Annotated in this window: 18 protein-coding genes, 1 other RNA gene and 1 CRISPR repeat array; of the genes, 5 read left to right on the plus strand and 14 right to left on the minus strand. The window is 41.4% G+C overall.

Annotation, left to right across the window (positions count from 1 at the left end):
* Positions 1-27: 27 nt before the first annotated feature.
* From A4G16_RS04930 to mepM, 3 genes are all read right to left on the minus strand, one after another.
* Positions 28-2,172, minus strand: a complete 2,145-nt coding sequence (locus A4G16_RS04930) for a transglycosylase SLT domain-containing protein (RefSeq protein ID WP_165888946.1) — start codon at positions 2,170-2,172, stop codon at positions 28-30.
* A 210-nt stretch (positions 2,173-2,382) separates the two neighbouring features.
* Positions 2,383-3,063: a bifunctional protein-disulfide isomerase/oxidoreductase DsbC gene (gene dsbC, locus A4G16_RS04935; protein ID WP_165888947.1), complete on the minus strand. Its 681-nt coding sequence runs from the start codon at positions 3,061-3,063 to the stop codon at positions 2,383-2,385.
* Between the two features lie 9 nt (positions 3,064-3,072).
* On the minus strand, positions 3,073-4,602 hold the full coding sequence (gene mepM / locus A4G16_RS04940) for a murein DD-endopeptidase MepM (RefSeq protein ID WP_165888948.1): 1,530 nt from the start codon (positions 4,600-4,602) through the stop codon (positions 3,073-3,075).
* A 144-nt stretch (positions 4,603-4,746) separates the two neighbouring features.
* Here mepM and znuC point away from each other — a divergent pair, with 144 nt between their 5' ends.
* The 5 genes from znuC to sucD all read left to right on the plus strand — a co-directional run bounded on the left by znuC (position 4,747) and on the right by sucD (position 11,955).
* On the plus strand, positions 4,747-5,571 hold the full coding sequence (gene znuC, locus A4G16_RS04945; RefSeq protein ID WP_165888949.1) for a zinc ABC transporter ATP-binding protein ZnuC: 825 nt from the start codon (positions 4,747-4,749) through the stop codon (positions 5,569-5,571).
* A gap of 144 nt (positions 5,572-5,715) precedes the next feature.
* On the plus strand, positions 5,716-8,529 hold the full coding sequence (gene sucA / locus A4G16_RS04950) for a 2-oxoglutarate dehydrogenase E1 component (RefSeq protein WP_165889901.1): 2,814 nt from the start codon (positions 5,716-5,718) through the stop codon (positions 8,527-8,529).
* 45 nt (positions 8,530-8,574) lie between these two features.
* A complete protein-coding gene (gene odhB, locus A4G16_RS04955; protein WP_165888950.1) occupies positions 8,575-9,804 on the plus strand; it encodes a 2-oxoglutarate dehydrogenase complex dihydrolipoyllysine-residue succinyltransferase in 1,230 nt (409 codons plus the stop codon).
* A 112-nt stretch (positions 9,805-9,916) separates the two neighbouring features.
* Positions 9,917-11,077: an ADP-forming succinate--CoA ligase subunit beta gene (gene sucC, locus A4G16_RS04960; protein WP_165888951.1), complete on the plus strand. Its 1,161-nt coding sequence runs from the start codon at positions 9,917-9,919 to the stop codon at positions 11,075-11,077.
* An 8-nt stretch (positions 11,078-11,085) separates the two neighbouring features.
* Positions 11,086-11,955 (plus strand): succinate--CoA ligase subunit alpha, encoded by an 870-nt coding sequence (gene sucD / locus A4G16_RS04965; RefSeq protein WP_165888952.1) that lies wholly within the window; start codon positions 11,086-11,088, stop codon positions 11,953-11,955.
* A 134-nt stretch (positions 11,956-12,089) separates the two neighbouring features.
* Here the strand turns inward: sucD and A4G16_RS04970 are convergent, their stop codons facing one another.
* The 11 genes from A4G16_RS04970 to cas5c all read right to left on the minus strand — a co-directional run bounded on the left by A4G16_RS04970 (position 12,090) and on the right by cas5c (position 24,543).
* Positions 12,090-13,535, minus strand: a complete 1,446-nt coding sequence (locus A4G16_RS04970; protein ID WP_165888953.1) for an alanine/glycine:cation symporter family protein — start codon at positions 13,533-13,535, stop codon at positions 12,090-12,092.
* A 100-nt stretch (positions 13,536-13,635) separates the two neighbouring features.
* On the minus strand, positions 13,636-14,625 hold the full coding sequence (locus A4G16_RS04975) for a nickel/cobalt transporter (protein WP_165888954.1): 990 nt from the start codon (positions 14,623-14,625) through the stop codon (positions 13,636-13,638).
* Positions 14,616-15,257, minus strand: a complete 642-nt coding sequence (locus A4G16_RS04980) for a DUF1007 family protein (RefSeq protein WP_165888955.1) — start codon at positions 15,255-15,257, stop codon at positions 14,616-14,618. Before A4G16_RS04980 ends, A4G16_RS04975 begins: the two co-directional genes overlap by 10 nt.
* A 58-nt stretch (positions 15,258-15,315) precedes the next feature.
* Positions 15,316-15,715, minus strand: an RNA gene (rnpB, locus tag A4G16_RS04985) — RNase P RNA component class A.
* Between the two features lie 137 nt (positions 15,716-15,852).
* Positions 15,853-18,132: direct repeats of the CRISPR family, unit length 32 nt; unit sequence GTTTCAACTCACAGCCACGCGAAGGTGGCTGC.
* A gap of 198 nt (positions 18,133-18,330) precedes the next feature.
* Positions 18,331-18,624 carry a CRISPR-associated endonuclease Cas2 gene (gene cas2 / locus A4G16_RS04990; protein ID WP_165888956.1) on the minus strand — a complete coding sequence of 98 codons (294 nt, stop codon included), beginning with the start codon at positions 18,622-18,624 and terminating at the stop codon, positions 18,331-18,333.
* Between the two features lie 40 nt (positions 18,625-18,664).
* The gene (cas1c, locus tag A4G16_RS04995; RefSeq protein WP_165888957.1) at positions 18,665-19,678 is read right to left on the minus strand and encodes a type I-C CRISPR-associated endonuclease Cas1c; all 1,014 of its coding nucleotides are present in this window, start codon (positions 19,676-19,678) and stop codon (positions 18,665-18,667) included.
* A gap of 165 nt (positions 19,679-19,843) precedes the next feature.
* Complete coding sequence (locus tag A4G16_RS05000) at positions 19,844-20,035, minus strand: hypothetical protein (protein ID WP_165888958.1); 192 nt, start codon at positions 20,033-20,035, stop codon at positions 19,844-19,846.
* Between the two features lie 202 nt (positions 20,036-20,237).
* On the minus strand, positions 20,238-20,897 hold the full coding sequence (gene cas4 / locus A4G16_RS05005; RefSeq protein ID WP_165888959.1) for a CRISPR-associated protein Cas4: 660 nt from the start codon (positions 20,895-20,897) through the stop codon (positions 20,238-20,240).
* Positions 20,898-21,746, minus strand: a complete 849-nt coding sequence (gene cas7c, locus A4G16_RS05010; protein ID WP_165888960.1) for a type I-C CRISPR-associated protein Cas7/Csd2 — start codon at positions 21,744-21,746, stop codon at positions 20,898-20,900.
* A gap of 20 nt (positions 21,747-21,766) precedes the next feature.
* Positions 21,767-23,806: a type I-C CRISPR-associated protein Cas8c/Csd1 gene (cas8c, locus tag A4G16_RS05015; protein ID WP_165888961.1), complete on the minus strand. Its 2,040-nt coding sequence runs from the start codon at positions 23,804-23,806 to the stop codon at positions 21,767-21,769.
* The gene (cas5c, locus tag A4G16_RS05020) at positions 23,803-24,543 is read right to left on the minus strand and encodes a type I-C CRISPR-associated protein Cas5c (RefSeq protein ID WP_165888962.1); all 741 of its coding nucleotides are present in this window, start codon (positions 24,541-24,543) and stop codon (positions 23,803-23,805) included. Before cas5c ends, cas8c begins: the two co-directional genes overlap by 4 nt.
* Between the last annotated feature and the right edge of the window lies 1 nt (position 24,544).

A 24,544-nucleotide genomic window follows, 5' to 3' on the forward strand; every position in this document is an offset into this window, starting at 1 on the left:
ACTTCACTCAATAATGCAAGCACTTTTTTAATATTTTTGCTCTAACTCCTCTTTATAGAACATTTTTAAGCCATTTTTAGTAGAGGAATCTGAAGTATAGAGCATTTGGTAATAGTAGTCATAGGCTAACACATTTTGTACATAACCACGGGTTTCATAAAAAGGTATAGTCGCAATAAATTCATCCATGGCTAATTTACCATTAGCACGTTTTAACCATTGTTCGACTCTTCCTGCTCCCGCGTTATAAGCTGCAGCAATTAAAATACGATTATTTAGGTATTTCTCGTTTAATTCCGACAAATGGGTTGTCCCTAGCATTATATTGTTAAACGGTCTAAATAAATCACCATCACCTTTAAACGGCAAACCGTTGTCTTTTGCCGTTTTTTCTGCTGTAGCCGGCAACATTTGCATTAGACCTCTCGCATTAGCATGTGATCTCGCCTGAAAATTCCAAGCACTTTCCTGACGGGCTATTGCTTGGGCAAAGGTTTTACTGATTTTTTTATCTGCTAATGTCAAATCATACCAATCTGAATATGCATTAGGTAATCTTAAATCAATATTATCAAATGCCTTTATTTGAATTGTTCCTTCTACCGCCAAATCATACCAATTTTGAGCTGAAGCATATTTAATTACCGATAACTGTTGTGACTGAGTTGAAAGACTTTTAATAAAGTAAGTCCAAATATTTCTTGCCTGCTCAAAGCGCTCTAATTGGCGTAATTCTCTTATCCTCTCAAATTCCGGTTGATATAACTCAAGCTCTGCTGAAGTTAAATTCGGTGTATCTATAATAGGAAATCGATAGACAATCCCTAGCTGCTGAGCCGCAAGCATAGGATAAAAACCACGTTCTTGAGCTAACGTTTCAAATATTGACTTACGTTTAACTTCATTTTTCTCCGTTTTCGCCAACCAATAACGCCATTCAGGTTTTGCTTTACCTTCATTTGAAAGCACAGATAACCACTCAGTTAAATCAGAGTGTTGCCAAATTGCCATACGCAAGCGGCGTTCGGTTAAACTATCAACATTTAAGGTTTTAATCTGTTCATCTCGCCATAACTGAAAAGTTGGCTCTACATTATCAAATAATCGACTAATAAATGCAGTTTTCCATTCTTTGATTTCGGCTTCTGTAAGCTGATATTTTTCTGCCCATGCCTGATATGCTTCAAATGTTGGATTTTCTAACTTTTCAGAGAGCGTTTTTATATATTTAGGAAATAGCTGCAAAATTACCGCTTTATTTTCTGCACGGGCAGCAACCTCAAGCGGTTGATTTTCAATAAATTTTTGCAAATCTTGAGGATTATTGGCAATAGAAGAAACTTCGTTTAACCACGCTTTTAAATTTCCATCCGTGCTATTCATTGCCAAATTCGCAATTTCAGCATTCGCACTTTGTTTGATTAATTCAATTGCTTTCAAACGTACTTTTTCATCTGTTTTAAAACCCTGATCTCGCCAATAGCTTTCTAAATTAGCACAATCAGAAGTTAATTTAGGCGTTGCAAACCACAGCTGTTCAAATTCATTTGCTAAAGCAAACAGCTCGCTATTTTTTGTATTTTTCTCAGTGACTTTGCTCACTTCAGGATTTATTTCTGCTTTGCTGGCAGCAAGTTCATAACGAGCTGACAGTAAACGACACTGGTCAGCCAGACTGATGGGCTTTACACTCTTAGCATATTCCACCAGCTCATCAAAGTTTTGTTGCTGATACAGCAGCTCAAATCTAAGTTGCTGTAATGTTTTTTGATAGACCGAATTAGGATATTTATGTATAAATGCATGAATATCACTCTCTTTTGCCTGTTTTAACGTTATTTTAGCATTCAATAACGCCCAATTTGCCTCCATTTCCAATGGATAGCCGGATAATGTTGCCAATAATCGCTGAATAATTTGCTCACCAGAGGCAGATAAATTTTTTTGCAGTACAGCATTCTCAATTAAATAATTAAGTTGTTGAAAATTTTCTCTCTGTTTAAGGCGTAACTGCTTCGCATGTTCTATTTCTTTTTGATAAACTGCCAGCCAATCTGTTTTTAATTGTGCTAATTCTTTTTCATTATACGTTTTAACAGACTCTCTACCTGCTTCTAATGCCCATCCATAACTACTTGCCAGCAATAATGCTAGTGCTGTTTTTTTCCACATATATGACTCCTCGTTACTTCGCTTTAGGCAGAAAAAAGATGACTAAGTTTCAAAATAATGTCATTTATCGACACTCAACTAGAAATCAAATTAAGCCATTTTGTATTTCGTTGCATAAATTTATAAAATTTGACCGCTTGTGATAATAAAAACGGTCTGTTTTGCAAAATATTTACAAAATCAGACCGCTTGTTTTCAAATCAGTAATGCTTATTTCAGCATTTTTGCCAATTCTTTTGGTTCTACATAACCTGCAATCAGCTCCCCACCAGAAGTCACCATATTAGGCGTGCCTGTTACGCCAAATTTAATTCCGAGTTGATAATGTTTTTTTACAATATTCGGTGTTTTAAGTTGTGTTGGTAAATTGCCTTTTTCAGCCTCATTGAGTGCATTAATTTTATCAGAAGAGCTCCAAATCGCTTCCATCTGTTTTGCTGTTTGCGTATTCATACCGCCACGAGGGAAAGCTAAATAACGAATAGTGATTCCCAAATCATTATATTCTTTGATACGTTCATGTAACAGGTGACAGTAATGGCAAGTAATATCCATAAACACCGTAATCACATGTTTTTCGTTTTTAGCTGGATAAACAATCATTTCATTATGGTAAGAGTTTAATTCTGCTAATAACTCTTGGTTTGTAATATCTACTGCCTTTCCGTTTTTTAACTCAAAAATTTTACCTTGGATCACATAACGTCCATCTTCACTGATATAAACCACGCCCTCATTAGATGTCGCTTTTCTAAAGCCAGATAAAGGAGAAGCAGAAATATTAACCTCTGTTGCCCCCATTTTTTCAAGTTGTTTTTTTAAATTTGCATCTGATGCTAATACCGCTGTTGATAAACAAGCTAATCCTAGCATGATAAGATTTTTCTTCATTTAGAATCCTTACATTCTTAATTTTGCTTCTACATGTTTCGCCTTATATATGAAGGCTTGGCGTTCTTTATTACTCATACCTGAACTTGAGCCTGGTAATTTCACAGTCATTGGATTTACCGGTCTTCCGTTAATATGAAACTCATAGTGTAAATGTGGTCCGGTCGAACCGCCGGTATTGCCGGACAAGGCAATACGCTCACCTTTTTTCACACTTTGCCCCGGCTTCACTAAGGGTTTACTAAGGTGCATATACACTGTTGTAATGTGCCCGTGCTTTATTCGAATATAACGCCCAGCCCCTCTAGCTTGGTAGGCAACATGCTCAACCACTCCATCACTTGGTGCGATAATCGGTGTTCCAACCGGAATACCATAATCTACCCCTTTATGCGGGCTAATACGACCTGTAATTGGGTGCCTACGTTTAGGATTAAACGAAGAAGTTACCCGAGCAGCATACAACAACGGATGCCGAGCAAAACCACCACTTAACGTTTCCCCATATTTACTATAGTAGCGCCCATTCTCTGCTTGAATTGCATAGTAGCTTTTATTACCACTAATAACATGAATACCTTCCACATTACCTAAGTCTGTTACTTTACCGTTAATGTATTCTCGTTTAACTAAAATTGCAAACTTATCACCTTTTTTAAGTTTATTCGTGGCAATTTGTGATTGTAATCCAACCGCCAGTTGATTAATTTGACGATCCGATAAATCAACTGCTTTTAGGCTAGATGCAAAACTACCTTGGATAGTTCCACGAACAACATCTAATTTCCACTCGCCTTTTTTCTCAAATTCTTGATAAGCAAATTTTCCGTTTGCTTTACGTTCATAAACTCGCTCTTCTTTTTCAGAAACAAGCCAGTTCATGTATTCTAACTCACCATCATTGTCCAATATCCAATAAAATTGCTGACCTGGTTGTAATTGTGCCAGTGCAGGATATTGCTTAATTAGATCTTTAGCAACACTTGGCCCGAGACCCGATTGTTCCAGTACATCTTTTAATTTATCACCACGAGCAACAGTATAACTAAATTGGTCTTGGATTCTTAAAGCTTGATCAGCAACTTCCAACAAATCACCAATAGCCTGCTCAGCCTCTTGTGGCAATGCTTCTTCAAGCTCTTTTTTAGCTGCTGTATCAATACTCTCTTCAACTTCATCATCCGGACCGATTAACTCATCTTCATAGGATGTTGCTGTTTGGTCATCTATAATCTGTTCCTCACCGTCTGATACTAATGCAGATTCAGTAAGCAAATCGGTAATACGGCTGATAAAACCCGCTTCATTTTCCGATTTCGGTAAATCAATTACATTTAATTCAACTTCATCTTCGTGCTTTATGTCCTGCTCATCCAAAATAAGGGTATTTTCTCGCTGGTTTTTACTCTCAACCGACGGCTGCTCCTTTAATGCCAGAACAATGCCCACCAGCAAACTCACTACAGCTAATAAAAACACCGTTATTTTGATATGTTGCTTATGTTTTTTACGATCTCTCGCTAAAATAACGTGTTGCAAAATATATCTCGCCTATTTTTTATTTACTAAAATTTACATAATCTATTGGTAGACCATTTTACCAAGAAAAAATTCATTTAATCTATTGTCATAATATGAAAAATCAGCTAATTTTAACTCAATATCCATAAATTTTTTATATTAATGAAAATTAATCAACTGACACAAACGCAAACATTCAATCCGTTTTCACCCATTAGGCCTGTTAGCCCATTGGTTTCTCTTGAAAAGATTGATGTTTCTTTCAACGATCAAAAAGCGTTACAAAATATCAATCTTTCTATCTACCCTAATTCTATTACTACTATTGTTGGGCCTAACGGTGGCGGAAAATCAACGCTATTGAAAGTGTTGCTAAAATTAATCACCCCAAATAAAGGAAAAGTCTTTCACCAAAAAGGCTTAAAAATTGGCTATGTCCCGCAAAAACTGCATTTAGACCCTTCTATGCCAATTACAGTAGCTCATTTCTTAGCACTGAAACCCAATACGGACAAAAAAATGATTGAAGAGGTATTATCATTATTTTCAATCACACATCTAGCCGAAAACAGTATGCAAAAATTATCGGGTGGGGAGCTTCAACGTGTACTACTTGCCAGAGCTGTGTTAAACCAACCACAATTACTTGTGTTAGATGAGCCAATGCAAGGTGTGGATATTACAGGTCAAACCGAACTCTATCAACTGTTAAATAAAACACGCTCTTTACTTAATTGTGCTATTTTAATGGTATCACACGATCTAAATATTGTGATGGCAAATACCGATGAAGTGCTTTGTGTTAACAAACATATCTGCTGTGCCGGCACACCTGAAGTAATTACAAATGACCCGAGTTTCATCCATTTCTTTGGTGATCAGTTTGCTCGAAATGTTGCATTTTATTCACATAATCATAATCACCACCACAATTTGCATGGTGATATCTGCTTGGAGCAGTGCAACTGTAAACACTCGCCTCAGTGAGTTGTTTAAAATTTGTAAATTTTTTGCTAAAAATGACCGCTTATCTGCAAATTATTGTTTAAAAATCTGACCTAGCTCACATTTTCTTATCAGAATTTGGAGTATAATAGTATGAAGTTCAAACCATTATCAGGTAAGGTCTATATGCAATATAACAATTTTGATGATTGGATTAAGTCATCGCCATTTGGCGGCTCAAGCCAATCTTATGTTGAAGAAATTTATGAACAATATTTAGTAAATCCACAGAGTGTTGATGCCAGCTGGAAAGCTATATTTGATTCATTTCCGACACACGATACAAATCAAGTTGAACAATCACATTCTCAAGTCCGTGATTATTTTCGTAAATTAGCACGAGAGCAACAGCCTCAATCCATTACCGTTATCGATCCAAAAGCCAGTGCCAAACAAGTTCGTTTATTACAATGGATTAATGCACATCGTTTCCGTGGTTATTTAGAAGCACAACTTGACCCTATCAATTATTATCGCTGGAAAACCTCTAGTGTACCTGAATTAGATTACAAATATCATGGTTTTACCGACGCCGACTTAGACGAAACCTTTACCGTAGGTCGCTATGTTTACGGCAAAGAAACTATGAAACTAAGCGAATTAAATCATGCTCTTAAAGAAACCTATCTTGGCCCTATCGGCTTAGAATTTATGCACGTTCAAGATATTGAGCAACGTAATTGGTTGCAAGAAAAAATTGAGAGTGTATTGAACAAACCACTTTTTACGAAAGAAGAGAAACTCAATTTATTAAGTGAACTCACCGCCGCAGATGGTTTAGAGCGGTACTTAGGGGCGAAATTCCCTGGCGCAAAACGATTCTCGCTTGAGGGAAGCGATGCCTTTATTCCAATGATGAAAGAGATCATCCGTCACTCTGCCCGCCAAGGTATGACAGACGTGGTATTAGGCATGGCACACCGTGGGCGCTTAAATATGTTGGTAAACGTATTCGGTAAACGCCCTGCAGAATTATTTGATGAGTTTGCCGGCAAACACGCTGATGAAAGTCGTACAGGGGATGTAAAATATCACCAAGGCTTCTCATCTAACTTTGCTGTTGACAATAAAAACGTGCATTTAACCCTTGCTTTCAACCCATCACACTTGGAAATTGTAAGCCCGGTGGTGATTGGCTCTGTGCGTGCAAGACAAGAACGTATGCGTGATACTGCACATGAAAAAGTGCTTGCAGTAACCGTGCATGGTGACTCTGCTGTGGCTGGTCAAGGTGTTGTACAAGAAACACTCAACATGGCCAATGCCCGTGGTTATAAAGTGGGTGGTACAATCCGCATTGTGATCAACAACCAAATTGGTTTCACTACTTCTAATCCGAATGACACTCGCTCAACTGAATTCTGTACCGATATTGCGAAAATGATTCAAGCACCGATTATTCACGTAAATGGTGATGACCCTGAAGCAGTGGCTTTCGCAGCAAGAATGGCAGTGGAATATCGCACTAAATTCAAACGCGATATTTTTATTGATCTGATTTCTTATCGTCGTCATGGTCATAACGAAGCCGACGAGCCATTAGCAACTCAACCGATGATGTACAGCATTATCAAAAAGCACCCTACACCTCGTAAGGTATATGCAGATCGCTTAATTGCCGAAGGTGTTTTAAGCAATGAGCAAGAAATTGAAATGCTCAATCTGTATCGTGATGCCCTAGATAATGGTGATCGAGTTGTACCTGAATGGCGTGAAATGAATATGGCGGCTGTCGATTGGTTGCAATACCTCAACTACGATTGGACCGAGCCGTATGAAAGTAAATTCCCGTTAGAGCGTTTCTTAACGATTGCCAAACGTGTCTGTGAATATCCGCAATCTCTCAAAGCTCACTCTCGTGTGGAAAAAATTTACGCTGATCGTAAAGAAATGTACGAAGGCAAAAAATTATTCGACTGGGGGATGGCAGAAACGATGGCTTATGCAACGCTGCTTGATGATGGCACACACGTACGTTTATCCGGTGAAGATGCCGGTCGTGGTACATTCTTCCATCGCCATGCTGTAATCCATAACCAAAATGATGGTACAGGCTATGTTCCACTAACTAATTTACATGCCAATCAAGGCCGCTTCCAAGTATGGGACTCTGTGCTGTCTGAAGAAGCAGTACTAGCCTTTGAATATGGTTTTGCTACAACCGATCCGAAAACATTGACCATTTGGGAAGCTCAATTTGGTGATTTTGCTAACGGTGCGCAAATTGTAATCGACCAATTTATTAGTTCCGGTGAACAAAAATGGGGCAGAATGTGTGGTTTAGCAATGCTGTTGCCTCACGGCTATGAAGGGCAAGGCCCGGAACACTCCTCTGCCCGACTTGAACGCTATTTACAGCTTTGTGCACAACAGAATATGCAAGTCTGTGTGCCATCAACACCGGCTCAGGTTTATCACATGTTACGTCGTCAAGCGATCCGTAAAATGCGCCGTCCACTCATTGCAATTACCCCGAAATCTTTATTACGCCACCCACTTGCGGTTTCATCATTAGATGATTTGGTAAATGGTACATTCCTAAATGTGATTGGCGAAGTCGATAGTATCGATCCAAAACAAGTAAAACGTGTGGTGATGTGCTCGGGTAAAGTATATTACGATTTACTTGAGCAACGCCGCCAAAATAACCAAACGGATATTGCTATTATTCGTATCGAGCAGCTTTACCCATTCCCTTATGAGGAAATGAAACAGATTCTTGAGCCTTACGCTCACGTAAAAGATTTTGTCTGGTGTCAAGAAGAGCCACTTAACCAAGGCGCGTGGTATTGCAGTAAACATAATTTTGAAGCCTCTATTCCGGAAGGTGTAAAATTAACTTATGCGGGTAGACCTGCTTCAGCTTCACCGGCTGTAGGTTATCCATCCCTACACGCTAAACAGCAAAAACAACTCGTTGAAGATGCATTAACACTCTAAAAATGCCTTCTTTTGTCGAAAAGATAAGAAAAAAGGAAGAAAACAATGACAATCGAAATTTTAACTCCTGATTTACCAGAATCTGTTGCGGATGCAACAGTCGCTACTTGGCATAAAAAAGTAGGTGATACTGTAAAACGTGATGAAATTCTAGTCGAAATTGAAACTGATAAAGTCGTTTTAGAAGTGCCGGCTTCTAACGATGGTGTTCTTGCAGAAATCTGCCAAGAACAAGGGGCGACAGTGGTATCAAAGCAACTACTAGGTAAAATAAATACCGCACAAGCCGGTGATATTACTCAAGAAAAAATCGAACAACAAACAGAGGCAACACCGGCTGATCGCAAATATGCCGCAATTGAACATAGCCACACAAATGCCGATGACCAAAGCCCTGCAATTCGCCGCTTATTAGCCGAGCACGACTTACAAGCTTCAGAGATAGTAGGCAGTGGAGTGGGCGGAAGAATCACTCGTGAGGATATTGAAAAAGAGATTGCAAAACGTGTTCAGCTTGCTCAAGCCACTCAAGTTGCAACTACACAAAATACAGTAAGTACTGTCGCATTTAATAGCCGCAGCGAAAAACGTGTACCAATGACACGTTTACGCAAACGCATTGCAGAACGCCTGCTCGAAGCCAAAAATACCACAGCAATGCTGACTACATTCAATGAATTGGATATGTTGCCAATTATGAACCTGCGTAAAACCTATGGTGAAAAATTTGAAAAACAACACGGTGTACGCCTAGGCTTTATGTCTTTCTACATCAAAGCAGTGGTGGAAGCGTTAAAACGCTACCCTGAAATTAACGCCTCAATTGATGGTGATGATGTAATTTACCACAATTATTTTGATATCAGTATTGCGGTTTCCACGCCTCGTGGCTTAGTGACTCCGGTTCTGCGTGATTGCGATAAAATGAGCATGGCAGATATTGAGAAAAAAATTAAAGAGCTTGCCGAAAAAGGCCGTGACGGCAAATTAACGGTGGAAGACTTAACCGGTGGTAACTTCACCATCACTAATGGTGGTGTATTCGGCTCGCTAATGTCCACCCCGATTATCAACCCACCGCAAAGTGCGATTTTAGGCATGCACGCGATTAAAGATCGCCCGGTGGCAGTTGATGGACAAGTAGTTATCCGCCCAATGATGTACTTAGCTCTAAGCTACGATCACCGCTTAATTGACGGCAAAGAGTCTGTTGGTTTCTTAGTAACAGTGAAAGAGTTGTTGGAAGATCCGACTCGTTTATTACTTGAAATTTAATTGAAAAATTAGACCGCTTGTAAGGTTACAAGCGGTCTAATTTTACTGAAATTTTGCAAACATGATATATTCGGCTATTAAACAATAGCAAAATAAACTAAGAGGAATCTCTATGAATCTACACGAATATCAAGCAAAACAAATTTTTAAACAATATGGATTGCTTGTCAGCCAAGGGATTGCCTGCACTTCTGCCGCTGAAGCAGTAACGGCAATCAGCCAGCTCCAAGGAGAGCAATGGGCGATCAAATGCCAAGTTCACGCAGGCGGGCGTGGCAAAGCCGGCGGGGTGAAATTAGTTCGTAATGCCAATGAAGTGAAAGCCTTTGCTGAAAAATGGTTGGGGAATCGCTTAGTCACTTTCCAAACCGATAGCCTCGGGCAGCCGGTGAATGTAATTTATGTAGAAGAAACCTGTAATATTGACAGAGAGCTTTATTTAGGGGCGGTAATCGATCGTTCTGCACAAAAAGTGGTGTTTATGGCATCGAGTGCCGGCGGGATGAATATTGAAGATGTCGCCCACAACACGCCAGAACTCATCCACAAAACTACCATCGACCCACTCACTGGCGGTCAGCCGTTCCAAGGGCGTGAACTTGCCTTTAAATTAGGCTTAAAAGGTGATGAAGTAAAACAGTTCGCGGATATTTTTGTGAAACTCTCGAACTTATTTGTGGAAAAAGATTTAGCCCTATTGGAAGTTAATCCACTTGTGGTCACAAAAGAAGGACAACTCCTCTGCTTAGACGCGAAAATGTCGATTGACAGTAACGCCCTTTATCGCCACCCTGACCTAAAAGCTTTACAAGATTTAAGCCAAGATGATGAGCGTGAAGCTGAAGCAGAAAAATGGAGCCTGAACTATGTGGCATTAGACGGCAATATCGGCTGTATGGTAAACGGTGCAGGTTTAGCGATGGGGACAATGGATATCGTCAAACTCTATGGTGGCAAACCGGCAAACTTCCTCGATGTAGGCGGTGGTGCAACCAAAGAGCGTGTAGCAGCGGCATTTAAGTTGATTTTATCTGACCCGAACGTAAAAGCCGTGTTAGTCAATATCTTTGGCGGCATTGTGCGTTGTGATTTAATTGCCGAAGGCATCATTGCCGCAGTAAACGAAGTCGGCGTGGATGTCCCTGTGATTGTGCGTTTAGAAGGAACCAACGCAGAAAAAGGACGTGAGATTTTATCTACCAGCGGGCTCAGTATTTTAGCGGCGACATCCCTAAAACAAGCGGCTGAATTAGCAGTAAAATCTGCAAATTAGGAGGAACAATGTCGATTTTAATTGATAAAAATACAAAAGTCATTTGCCAAGGCTTTACCGGCGGACAAGGCACATTCCATAGCGAACAAACACTGGCCTACGGCACACAACTAGTTGGTGGCGTTTCTCCCAATAAAGGTGGAACCACCCATTTAGGCTTACCGGTGTTTGATACGGTAAAAGATGCTGTGAAAGCTACCGGGGCTACAGCAACAGTTATTTATGTACCGGCACCAGGCTGTAAAGATGCTATTTTAGAAGCGATTGATGGCGGCATTCAACTTATTGTCTGTATTACCGAGGGCATCCCAACCCTTGATATGCTGCAAGTTAAGCAACGCTTAAATGAAAGCGGTGTACGTATGATCGGCCCGAACTGCCCGGGCGTGATTACCCCTGATGAATGCAAAATCGGCATTATGCCGGGCAATATCCATAAAAAAGGTAAAATCGGTATTGTTTCCCGCTCAGGTACTCTCACCTATGAGGCGGTCAAACAAACAACAGACGAAGGCTTTGGGCAATCTACTTGTGTTGGTATCGGAGGGGATCCGATTCCAGGCTCAAACTTTATCGATATTTTAAAACTATTCCAAGATGACCCTGAAACCGAAGCAATTGTAATGATTGGTGAAATCGGCGGCTCAGCGGAAGAAGAAGCGGCAGCCTTCATTAAAGCGAATGTAACCAAGCCTATTGTGAGCTATATTGCAGGTGTTACCGCACCAAAAGGTAAACGAATGGGACATGCAGGTGCAATTATCAGCGGCGGCAAAGGCACTGCAGATGAGAAATTCAAAGCCTTAGAAGATGCGGGCGTGACTACTGTCAGAAGCCTTGCTGAAATTGGTTCCGCCTTACGCAAGATTTTAGGCTAGAAAAATCCTAGAAAAATCATTGGAAGAACAATATTCGCTCCCCAATTTTTTAATCCTTAAAACTAAAACTCAAGCGGTCTAATTTGCAATATTTTTTACAAATTAGACCGCTTGTTTTGTTTTAGTCTTTTATCTTATTCTTTCGATTTCCAAATTAATGGATCAACACCTTTACGAATAAGCTCTGGGTGGTCTTCAATTTTAAATACTGGATCTTTGCCAGCTTTTAATTGGCGGATATAGTCTTTCATAATAATCCAAACGATTGGAGCAAGAATTAAAATCGCCACAAGGTTGATTACTGCCATTGATGCCATCACTGTATCAGCAAACGCCCAAACGATACCACCATCTCTAACCGCACCAAAGTACACAAAGAACAATACAATCGCTCTAAAGCCCCAAACAAACCATGCTTTGTTTTTAATATAGCGGATATTTGTTTCTGCATAAGCATAGTTACCGATAATTGAAGTAAAGCAGAACAATAAAATAATAAAGGCTAAGAAATGTAAACCAAATTCACCTAAGTGGAATTGCAATGCAGTCTGAGTAAGAGAGATACCTTTTAAACTTTCACCACCGTAGTTATCTGACATTAAAATAATAACCGCAGTACAAGTACAAACTACTATCGTATCAACGAATACCCCTAACATCTGAATTAAACCTTGGCTTGCAGGGTGCTTAGCATCAGAAGTTGCTGCTGAGTTTGGTGCAGAACCCATACCTGCTTCATTTGAGAATAAACCACGTTTGATCCCCATTAACATTGTTTTTGATACTAAAGCACCAAACATCCCACCCGCTGCTGCTGAGAAATCAAAAGCACTCTCAATAATTAAACCAATAATACTTGGTACTCTCTCAATGTTCATGCCTAAAATAATCACAGCAATAATTAAGTAAAACAGCGCCATCATCGGAACGACTTGAGCAGAAACCTTACCAATACGTTTTACCCCGCCGGCAATAATAATGCCTGTAATCACCACTAATGCGATCCCCACATAAATAGGATCCCACTCCCAAGCGTTACGTGTTGCCTCTACAATTGAGTTTGCTTGTACTGCGTTAAAAGCAAAACCAAAAGTAAAAATAAGCGTTATAGCAAAAGCAATTGCTAATGGAGGTAATTTTAAACCACGGGTAATATAGTAAGCTGGCCCACCACGAAACATGCCATTTGGATCACGCGTTTTGTATAACTGTGCTAGTGAAGACTCAGCAAACGCAGAACTCATTCCCATCAGTGCTGTTAACCACATCCAGAAAACAGCACCTGGTCCACCTAAAGCAATAGCGGTTGCAACACCACCGATATTACCGACACCTACACGGCTTGCAAGACCTGTTGTAAACGCTTGGAATGGTGTTAATGAAGCACCATCTGCAGAACGTCCACCCCACATTTCACGTAAACTTTGCGGAAAAAGACGTAGCTGTACAAAGCCTGTTGTGATAGTAAAAAATAGACCTGCACCTAATAACAGCAGAATAGTAATATCCCAAAGCGGACCGTCAATTGTATTAACAATCCAAGTAAGGATACTTTCAAATAACGAAATAATAGAATCCATGAAGACCTCTTTAATATAATAAAAATGGTTGTATTTTAGCGAGTTTCCAATTTTTGAAAAGATTTTTTAATGGTTTTTATTAATTTTTTCTATAAAAAAATTAACGTCTAAATAAACTGCCTCCACTGTCAGTTTCAATAAAGCTGCCATGAAATAAACTAGCTCCTAACAAAATTAACGCTACACCTATTATTAATTTCAGTATTAAAACTAATGTTTGATTCATCTGTGCAGAAAGATACCAACGGCTTATTTGAAAAGCCTTATTTCTTGCCACAATAACCAAATAAGCAAACAGAGTTAATGTAGAACCGGTGCCTATTGCCATGGTAATAGCAGCAATCACGCCCCATAAATAAAGATTTAGTGTATAAGAGAGAAAAAGCACCAAAATTGCACCGGAACAAGGTCTTGCACCGATGCTGAAAATAAGCATTAATTGAGATTTCCAATCTGCAGCTTTTTTCATTTCATCAGTAGTGGGTAAATGTTTATGTCCACAGCCACAATGCTCATTGTGTACATGGTGTTTCGGTGTTACAAGCGGTAATTTTTTAGTTGAATTTTGCGAAAGACGAAGGGATCTAATCATCAGCTTATCTGATTTCCGAACTCCTCTAAATACTTGGTAGCACCAGTAAAGTCCGAACAATATCATCATACTAAAGCTGGCTCTTTCAACCCATTTCAACGTCACATTAAAATATTGACGGGAAAGAGTGAAAATTACCACTATAATCGTCACCAGTGAAATTGCAACCAAACCTTGCACTAAAGCAGAAGCAAAGGTAATTTTCATAGCTTGCTTTAGTTTTGTTTTCTCAAAAGAGAGATAACTACTTAAAATGAATTTTCCATGCCCCGGGCCTATTGCATGAAAGACACCATATAAAAAGCTAACCAAAACTAAGGTGGCACCTGCCCTGTTTTGATTCTCCCCCAACTCATTCATTGAGCTGGCAAGTTGCAAGTTAAACGATTTTTGCCATTCCATCACTTTAAATAACATGAACGGATAGAGTTGATAAATTGCAAAAAAAGCCAATAAACCAACCGCTATCCATCCTAAAAATTTAGCATTTATTCGCATATTATCTCCACTTTTTGTGAAAATTGAGCCCCTAATGAGTAATCTATATTTTCAGGTATATCCGGTGATTGATTTTTGTCTAAACCTGAAGCATACAGACGCAGTTTACTATCAACTTGCGGCAATACTAATTTTGCCGTACAAACAGTATTTGAAATGCTAATATCCTTAGCGTTATTGTATTCCATCGAAATATAATAGCTCGGCTCATAGGTATAAAAGCGAACTTGATTCTGCTTTAAATTATAAGGTTGGCTTAGGTGGAAGGTAATATAAAACACAACCCGATTTCCTTTTATATCAAAACGGGTCTCTGTCGGCTTAGTTGTAAATTTAATCGGCTGATTTTTACTATCATACAAAGTGCTGAAATAGTGATTTTGCACAGCAGATTGCACCATTTCAGCGGTAATATCTTTTTTTGTTTTCTCTTTATCTACGCTGTTTTGAAGTTCGTAAATCAGCTCTGAAGAACTGATTTCATCTAACATCCATTCCATCTGGAAGGATTTTAACAGACTATCTTCTACTATAATCCGGTTTTTAAGATCAACAAACGAATGCGGATGAGCAAGTGCTTGAGAAACATATAAAGAAGCACAAGCAACAATAAATATTTTTACTAATTTCATTTTTCCAGCCATATAAAAATAAAAAGCGAACAAGTTACCCTGTTCGCTATGTCAAAATTCAGTGAGTTGGTCGATAAGCCGAGTTCTGTCGCGGACAATCATTCCTCTAGGCGTATATTCACACATACGCTCAAGCAACCTACCCGAACTCTCGGCGGGCCACCGATTGAGTTCCTATTTGGTCTTGCTACGAGTGGAGTTTACCGTGCCGTGGAATGTTGCCACCCACGCGGTGTGCTCTTACCACACCCTTTCACCCTTACCTGCACTTACGTACATCGGCGGTTTGCTCTCTGTTGCACTAGTCGTAGGCTCACGCCTCCCAGACGTTATCTGGCACTCTGCCCTATGTAGCTCGGACTTTCCTCTCGTTTATTTGTCCCACTTATCACCCGTTTCGGGCTTTTACTTTACAGCACTAAGGGCTTCAATAAACCAGCGATTGCCTAACCAACTCAAGGGAAGTATAACAGATTTGCAAACTTTTGCAAAAATTTAACCGCTAGCCGAATCTTGAAATCCATACTAAAAGCTGCTACAAAAAATAATGCAAAATAGTTTCGTCCATTTTTTTATAAATAAAAAGAAAGGAACAGTTTCAACTCACAGCCGCGCGAAGGCGGCTGCTAGCAATATATCTATCTGCAACGGCTTTTTGTGCAGTTTCAACTCACAGCCGCACGAAGGCGGCTGCACGTTCAATCCATAGATTCATTCTCTCTACCCCGCGTTTCAACTCACAGCCGCACGAAGGCGGCTGCTGACAGGTACTCCAACGGGTATTCAAGGTATTGATGTTTCAACTCACAGCCACGCGAAGGTGGCTGCGCTCATCCATTCGTAGGTGTTTGAGCTGCTATCGGTTTCAACTCACAGCCACGCGAAGGTGGCTGCCGTGAACAACCTCAAAGGCTGTCGGAACTTTGCGTTTCAACTCACAGCCACGCGAAGGTGGCTGCCGGTTTATCCGTTTTAGACTTAGAGTGGGATTACGTTTCAACTCACAGCCACGCGAAGGTGGCTGGCGTGCAGGTGTGTCGTTTGGTACAGCTCGCCGTTGGTTTCAACTCACAGCCACGCGAAGGTGGCTGCTTTGGTTCGCTTGCTATGAAAGTGTTTAATGGCAGTGTTTCAACTCACAGCCACGCGAAGGTGGCTGCATATTCACGGTTATATTGTGTTTTTCGGGTCTGCGTTTCAACTCACAGCCACGCGAAGGTGGCTGCCGTGAACAACCTCAAAGGCTGTCGGAACTTTGCGTTTCAACTCACAGCCACGCGAAGGTGGCTGCCGGTTTATCCGTTTTAGACTTAGAGTGGGATTACGTTTCAACTCACAGCCACGCGAAGGTGGCTGGCGTGCAGGTGTGTCGTTTGGTACAGCTCGCCGTTGGTTTCAACTCACAGCCACGCGAAGGTGGCTGCTTTGGTTCGCTTGCTATGAAAGTGTTTAATGGCAGTGTTTCAACTCACAGCCACGCGAAGGTGGCTGCATATTCACGGTTATATTGTGTTTTTCGGGTCTGCGTTTCAACTCACAGCCACGCGAAGGTGGCTGCATGATATAGGGAAATCGGAAGAAGCTACATCAGCAGTTTCAACTCACAGCCACGCGAAGGTGGCTGTTAACAAGTTAGCAATAGCATTAATCAACTTAGGCGTTTCAACTCACAGCCACGCGAAGGTGGCTGCCTTGGCTCAACGTTACAGACGGCAGGGGCAACCGTTTCAACTCACAGCCACGCGAAGGTGGCTGCGATATCATTATAGCAGCCCATCGGCTCATCCATGTTTCAACTCACAGCCACGCGAAGGTGGCTGCCGATTTTTCTTGCAATCCATGAGACCAATTATGTTTCAACTCACAGCCACGCGAAGGTGGCTGGTATATTGGTCATTGGTTGGGGATTAGTGCGGATGTTTCAACTCACAGCCACGCGAAGGTGGCTGCAGCTAACATAACGTCCCTCTTGGTCACGACAGTGTTTCAACTCACAGCCACGCGAAGGTGGCTGCTTAGTAACAGTGAAAGAGTTGTTGGAAGATCCGAGTTTCAACTCACAGCCACGCGAAGGTGGCTGCGGCAATTACTCGCCAAACGTGCGGGCATTCGCCTGTTTCAACTCACAGCCACGCGAAGGTGGCTGCGTCATCTTAATTTCTCCTAAATCCAAATCTATCGTTGTTTCAACTCACAGCCACGCGAAGGTGGCTGCGAGCCAAAGCATATCAGCCAATACTTACAGTGGAGTTTCAACTCACAGCCACGCGAAGGTGGCTGCGGGCAAAAGCATTCAAATGTCTAGAGCATAAAGTGCGTTTCAACTCACAGCCACGCGAAGGTGGCTGCCACCCGATTACCGATAATCACACCACCTGTTTGGTTTCAACTCACAGCCACGCGAAGGTGGCTGCGACTCTCTTTAATAGTCCACTCTTGTTCCAAAATGTTTCAACTCACAGCCACGCGAAGGTGGCTGCTATTGCTTTTAAATCTAAACCGAAATGACTTTCAAGTTTCAACTCACAGCCACGCGAAGGTGGCTGCCACCCGATTACCGATAATCACACCACCTGTTTGGTTTCAACTCACAGCCACGCGAAGGTGGCTGCGACTCTCTTTAATAGTCCACTCTTGTTCCAAAATGTTTCAACTCACAGCCACGCGAAGGTGGCTGGCTTTGAGCAACTTGAGCATTTAAAGCTGTTCTTGGTTTCAACTCACAGCCACGCGAAGGTGGCTGTTGTCATGCGTAAGATGACGATGTTTGGTTCAGCGTTTCAACTCACAGCCACGCGAAGGTGGCTGTCCTTTTCTGCCACTGTTTCGCTTTGGTTTTTCGCGTTTCAACTCACAGCCACGCGAAGGTGGCTGCCCCTATATCCGCAAGCATTGCGCCACAAGGCTTTGCAGCCTCGGATTCGCTAACTGTTTCTATAAGGAGTAATTTAAAGTGTAACACAACATCTATTGTGCTACCAAAATTTATAATCTATTGATTTTTAAAGAACTTAGATATTCGCTAACCTCACGGCATTTTGATGAGAACCACCCATTAGCGATCACAAAAACACTACAAAATCAGGGTATCTTTAAACACATCCACCGCCCGTTTCGCGCCGTGGTGTTCAACTTTATTTCGCCATTTGCTGCCCAAATGATAAAACCGCAGGCTATCGCAGTCAGGATTATAAGTGTCGAGCAATTTTTGTTTTAATTTTACCCATTGATCAGGGGTAACCTCACATTCAAACACCGAATATTGCGCCCGCACACCGTAATCAAGGCAATGTTTCGCAATATGGCGCAAGCGTTTTTGCCCCTCTGGGTCATCCAACGAAATATCATAGGTAATCAACATCATCATAGAAAAGCTCCCTTTTCTTTTAAGGCCGTCTGAAAACCTTTTAACGCATTAAAAATGGCGGATATTCAGCCAAATCACCACGCAAATGGCGTGCCAGCAGCATAGCCTGAATATAAGGTAACAACCCGATTTCCACTTCTTCATTTAAAAACGGATGGGTGATTTTTTCCTGCTTTTTGGCTTGCAGCGTTTGAAAAATCAATTTGCGCGCTTCGGGTTTTAAGATGACCCCGCCACTTGCCTCATAAATAAAATCATCAGGCTTGATTTGGCGGCGGTTAATCAGCGACAACACCATTCTATCCACCCACCACGCGCGAAACTCTTCCAAAATATCCTGAGCCAAACTATCGCGACCTGGGCGGTCGGCGTGTAAAAAGCCTACTTGCGGATCCAAGCCTACACCTTGCAACGCACCCGAAATATCCTTACCTAAAATACTGTATAAAAACGATAAAAGCGCATTCACGCCATCACGCGGCGGTCGGCGGTTTCGCCCGTCAAATGCAAAACCGCTGTCTGCCTTAATCATCTGACCGAACACACTGAAATAACGCGCCGCCGCATCGCCCTCAATCCCTCGAATCAAATCAAGATTATCGGCATTTTTTAATTGCGACAAACTGAAATTTAACGATTTAATCGCGCTCTCAATCTCCGCATTTTCGCCATGATTACGGATTTGCCGCTGCAACACCCGCTTACTCGCTTGAATTTTGGCGGCAATCATATTTCTCGCAATCAGCACAGGCGCGTGTTCGGAAACCCGATACTGCGCCCGCCGCAACAACACATTCCCACTCTGCCGACCTTGCAAGCGGGCTAAAAAGCGACCATTTTCGCTAAAAAATGCGACATTGACGTTATTTTCACCGCAAAACCCCAATAAAAACGGTGACACCAACACATTACCAAAACAGAAAATATGCCCAATCGAATGCACCGGCAACTGCGCCACTTTTTTGCGCTCTTGCTCCACCACTAAAGTTTCGCGTTCTTTGTGGAGATAGCTGCCTTGGGTAGTGATGTAGAGGGTGTTTTGGAGTTTTTTCATTAGAATTTCTCTTAGAATAACCGCACTTTATATATTGATTTCATTAGATATTTTAAAAATGTGCCACGTTAAATACGTGGCACCATATTAGTTACTTAATAAGTAACTGTAATTTATATTTCAACTCACAGCTCTATAACAAGAACTGACAATAAAACTAGCTTATTACGCACCTCCTAATAAAAGAGCAAAAAATTTCCTAAGTTGAGGAAACTGAGACACAAATAAACTAACTGCAAGTAAAGCAACTACAATAAGAATTTTTAAGTTACTTATCCCCTTACAACGTAAGGAAAACTCATCATTTTCACTCTTTTCTACATGAAAAAACCAACTTTTTTTGGGATTATTATGCATATGCATCTCCTTTAAGATTTAAGATATGCATTAATACTAAACGATCCCTCGCTTAACCTCAAGTAATTTTCATAAAATACAGATACTTAATAAACCCTAACACATCCCCCACCAACCTGTACTTCTCCCCAACAACTCCGTCTGGTAAATTTCCACTAACAAATTTCAAATAATTTTTCATAAAATATACTTATTAAAGATATCACCCAAACAACCCCTTCACATACCCCACCGACCTATCCTTCTCCAACAGCTTCGGCTGGCAAATCTCCACCAATGAACAGGCTTTGCAATGTTTGCCATATTCGGGCGGTGGGGTTTTGCCGCTTTTTAACAGTCCACGGACTTGGGCAATGGTATACAGCGTTTGTTTTCTCAGGCCGTCTGAAAACACCACAGGCACACGATGGCGGGTTTGCATATACCACAGCGCGCCTTCTTCGATGGTTTGCCCCATCATTTCTTCTAGGCAAAGCGCTTGAGCGCAGAGTTGGATTTCGTCGATGGCAGTAGGTTTGGGCTTGCCGCGTTTGTATTCAACAGGTTTCAGACGGCCTGTTTTTAAATCGTGTTCGACCATATCGGCAATACCCGTCAGTCCCAATTGTTCAGCAGATAAATGCACGCTACGTTCATAGCGCACGCCTTTGCGGGTTTCGGGTTCGCCGCCATCAACGCGTTCATGCAACACGCGACCTTGGGCAGTCAGATAATTTTCTGCCCACACCTGTTCGTTGTGGATTAACGCACATTGGCGAGGGCAAAAGGCGTGGTGTTGCAGGGCGGAAAGCGGCACGATAAGCGGCTCGCATTCCGCTACAAGCGGTCGGTTTTGCTCGATTTTTTGCAAAACGTTCAACATTTAGAATCCATCAATTTCTTGCGGGATTAAACCATCAAGCGCTTTGATTTGATAACTGCCGTCCGCATTGACTTGCAGACTATCATGCACTTTGGCTGACGAATATTGCCCTGATTTGCAGTTATGCTCCCACCAAATCAGCTTCACGACTTGCATTGAACCTTCCGGACGTGCAGAAGAGGCATCGCCTTCAAACAGCTTGGTTAGAACAGATTTGATCTTCTCCGCATCGCTATCTGAAAAACCAGTACGCTCCGCCAGTTGTGGCGACATAGCTCCATAAGCCACATAAACGCCTCCATCTACACGGTGTTTCATCCCCATGGTGTCGGAACTTTTATTTTTACCATCTTTTGGGTCTTCGCCGCTGACACTTTTGGTAATTTGGGTGCTGGTAATCATCACAGGCTCAATACTGAATGCAGATTGAATAGTGACCGGCCCACGAATCGCAATGGAAACGCCCGAAGCCTCTTCGCTTTTACCGAAAGCAAAAACTTGCCCAAAACTACGAACATCCAGCCATTTTTCACAAGCTTTTTGAGCAGTTTCATCACGGCTGGATTTTTTAGCGTTGAAAGCATCACTACCTAAACCGACATCTTTATCTTTCGCACGGTTGGCAAGGCTGGTCATACCGTCTGTTTTCTTTTCATCCGATTGCACGAAAATGCTCTCGCCAGCATCTTGCAAGCGGTCACGAATTTTACGTTTTAAGCAAACATCGGTGATTTCACCAAAACCGTGAAAATCAGTACGCGGACGATTACCATTTAATGGATCACCATTAGGATTAGCATTTTTAACGCCGATGATTAAAGCAAAATCAATTTTCTTTGTTAAAGACATAATTTATCTCCATAGATTAATTAGTTAGTTTCAGATGGCTCAGACTCAGTATTTGATTGATTCTGGTAAGCCATTTTTTGACTGTGGTAACCAAGTAAAAACTCTGGCTCTAGCGGTTTATGTAAATCACAGCCTGATTTTTCTAATTCAGCTAAGATACAAACTAACCGAGTAATTTCATTTTCCCGCTTACGTAAAAATGCAAGCGGATTGTCTAAAACGAATTTTTCAGAAATTCTTACTGGATAATCCTTGCGTAGTCTAGCTTTATAAGGCTTAAGATTCCTTTCAAGTTGCTCCCATGTTTTAAAAGGGTTTGTAACAAACCGTGGCATATAACGTTCAGCATTAGTCGCTCGTATTTCACTTGCCATATTTAATGCCATACGCTCCAGATTCTCAGCAATAGCTAATAATCTGCCAAATATATAATCACGCGAGCGATTTTCTTTATCTAAACTCATTGAGTATTCTCTCCTTTCTGATTCATCATAATGACGGGTTCGCCAGCCTTTATATAAGGCACAAGCCACACCGATATTCCGTTGCCATTCCCAACTTTCACAACCATGTGGATTACATGCTACTTGAAAACTCTGTTGTACTAAATCATAGGGGATAGGAACACTTTTTCCACCAGCAATCACTGGTAACAAGCGGGCATAAAGTTGTTTTTTTAGGGAATCACTTAATGTTGCTGCTCCATACACTGCATTGCCAATCGCGAATGGCGAAGGCGGAACGACTGCCCAAATCGTGCGTTTCTCGTTTTTCTTGCCGTTTTTCGTTTCAATGCTGTGGCGTTGATACCAAGAAAAATCATCAATCCACGCCTCTAAATTGGCAAAATAATCCGCAGGTAAAAATTCTTGATAGTAGGTTAAAGCCATTCGCCCCGGCGTTGCCGAATCTAACATCAATAACGAAATCTGCTCGTGTGCTTTGAGCTTGGCTTTATAACCATGATATTTCTTTTTAATGATTTCAGCCGCACTTTTACCCAAATCTACTGAATGATCAATGTTGCCTTCGGTTTCAGACGGCAATTCAATTTCTACATCATTTTCGACCTTACTTATCTCTTCGTCCTCATTGTCATAGAATTCATCGAAATAATCTTTTAATGGAGAAGGGATTTTTTCGCCACTGACTGCCCACGCTACGGTGACTTGTTCGCCATTACGAATACCTTGACGGGAGATAAGCCAACGTAAAGCACTGTGTGCTTTTGCAGAGACCTCCGTAGAAATAGTCGCAGCCTCTTCTGCTGTTTCAAAACGTCCGCGGAAAGTATAACCTGCGGTATCATTGGATGAAATCAGTTTAGCCTTATCGCCTGTGTGGCGTAATTTAGCTGGGTGCATAGTAGAAATAGGGCTTTCCTTGCCTTGTATAAAACAAAAGCCTATTTGGCTGTCCGATGAAGCCAAATAATCAATCCAGGATTGTTGAATGGTTGTATCCGTCCAAGTATCACTTTGTGGATCGCCCTTGATTTCTACACTCCAACAAACCAATGCTGAACCGAATTCAATCTCGCCTTTCGTTTTAGGCAATGTTGAAAAAATCGCAGGAGCCTCTCCTTCGCCTTCCCACTTGTTAAGCACTTTTCCCTCAGAATCAAGCTGAAATACGCCTACCGAGATTAGGTCTTCAACCACTTTCCCTTTTTTCACATAGTTCAGAATAGCGGATACTTTGGGATGAGATGCACTAGAATCACACCAAGCTTGTAGTTGGTGCAAATAACTTCCGAAATAGGCTTTTTTCTCACCGCCATAAGCGACATAATCTTTAGCCACATATTGGATTTTATCTGCTAACGGATGTGGTGCTTCCCCACTGGTACGGTTTTCAGAAGATTCCGTTGCCGGCAACATAATCGCTGTTTTAGGCGGCATAACACGAGCAGTTCGAAACTCGCCATCACCCTTTAACACAATCACGATATGTGCATTTTGCTGAGTGTGACCAACAGGCGTTAAAGGTTCTTCATTCAGATTCGATTCTTTCTGTAAAGCAGCTTCATACGTGTGGTATAACTTTTGCATCCAACTCATAGATCAAGCTCCTTTGCTTCTTCTTCCACTGCTTTCACATTTTCGCCACGTTTAAAGGGCTTAAATGGTTTCATTTTGCGAATAAAGCGGGTTTTCAATTCAGTATCGCTGACAGCAGGAAACTTAATCACGCCTTTTTGCATACTCGCCTGCCAAAAACGACTAATTAATTCATCATTCCCTGTTTCTTCCGGATAGCCGAAACTGTGGAACATCAAGCCAAAATCAATGGACTCATCCACATTATCATAAAAGCCTTCGCCTTCACCAAATTGGCAAGGTGCAACATAACCCTGACAATCACGGGTGCCTAAGAAAATATCCTGCCGCCCGCCTCGTTCAAGCATTCTTTCAATAATTGCGGTATGTTTGCCAACATTACGGTCGCCCGCTAACTCTTCCCAATACACATTCCACGTAAAATGCGCTTCAACTTGATATTCCACATCATTTAAAAATGTGTAAATCGCCAAAGTATTACCACCATTCCAATCCAAAGGTTTGGTCGATTTGGCTTGGGTTCGGATTGGCTTCACTATGCGAATACGGTCGATATGCCAAATAATGGTCGGTTTCCAGTAAATACTTCTCAGAATGCCTTTAATCGCTTCGTAAGTAGGAACAGGATAGGTAAATTTCTCACCGCCAATTTTGGTAATAGGGTCGGTAAATAACGCTTGTCTGCCCCATACACGAAAGCTAAATGATTTGCTACGGAATGTATTTTCGTTACTCATA

Source organism: Mannheimia granulomatis (genome assembly GCF_011455695.1).
Lineage (GTDB): Bacteria > Pseudomonadota > Gammaproteobacteria > Enterobacterales > Pasteurellaceae > Mannheimia > Mannheimia granulomatis_A.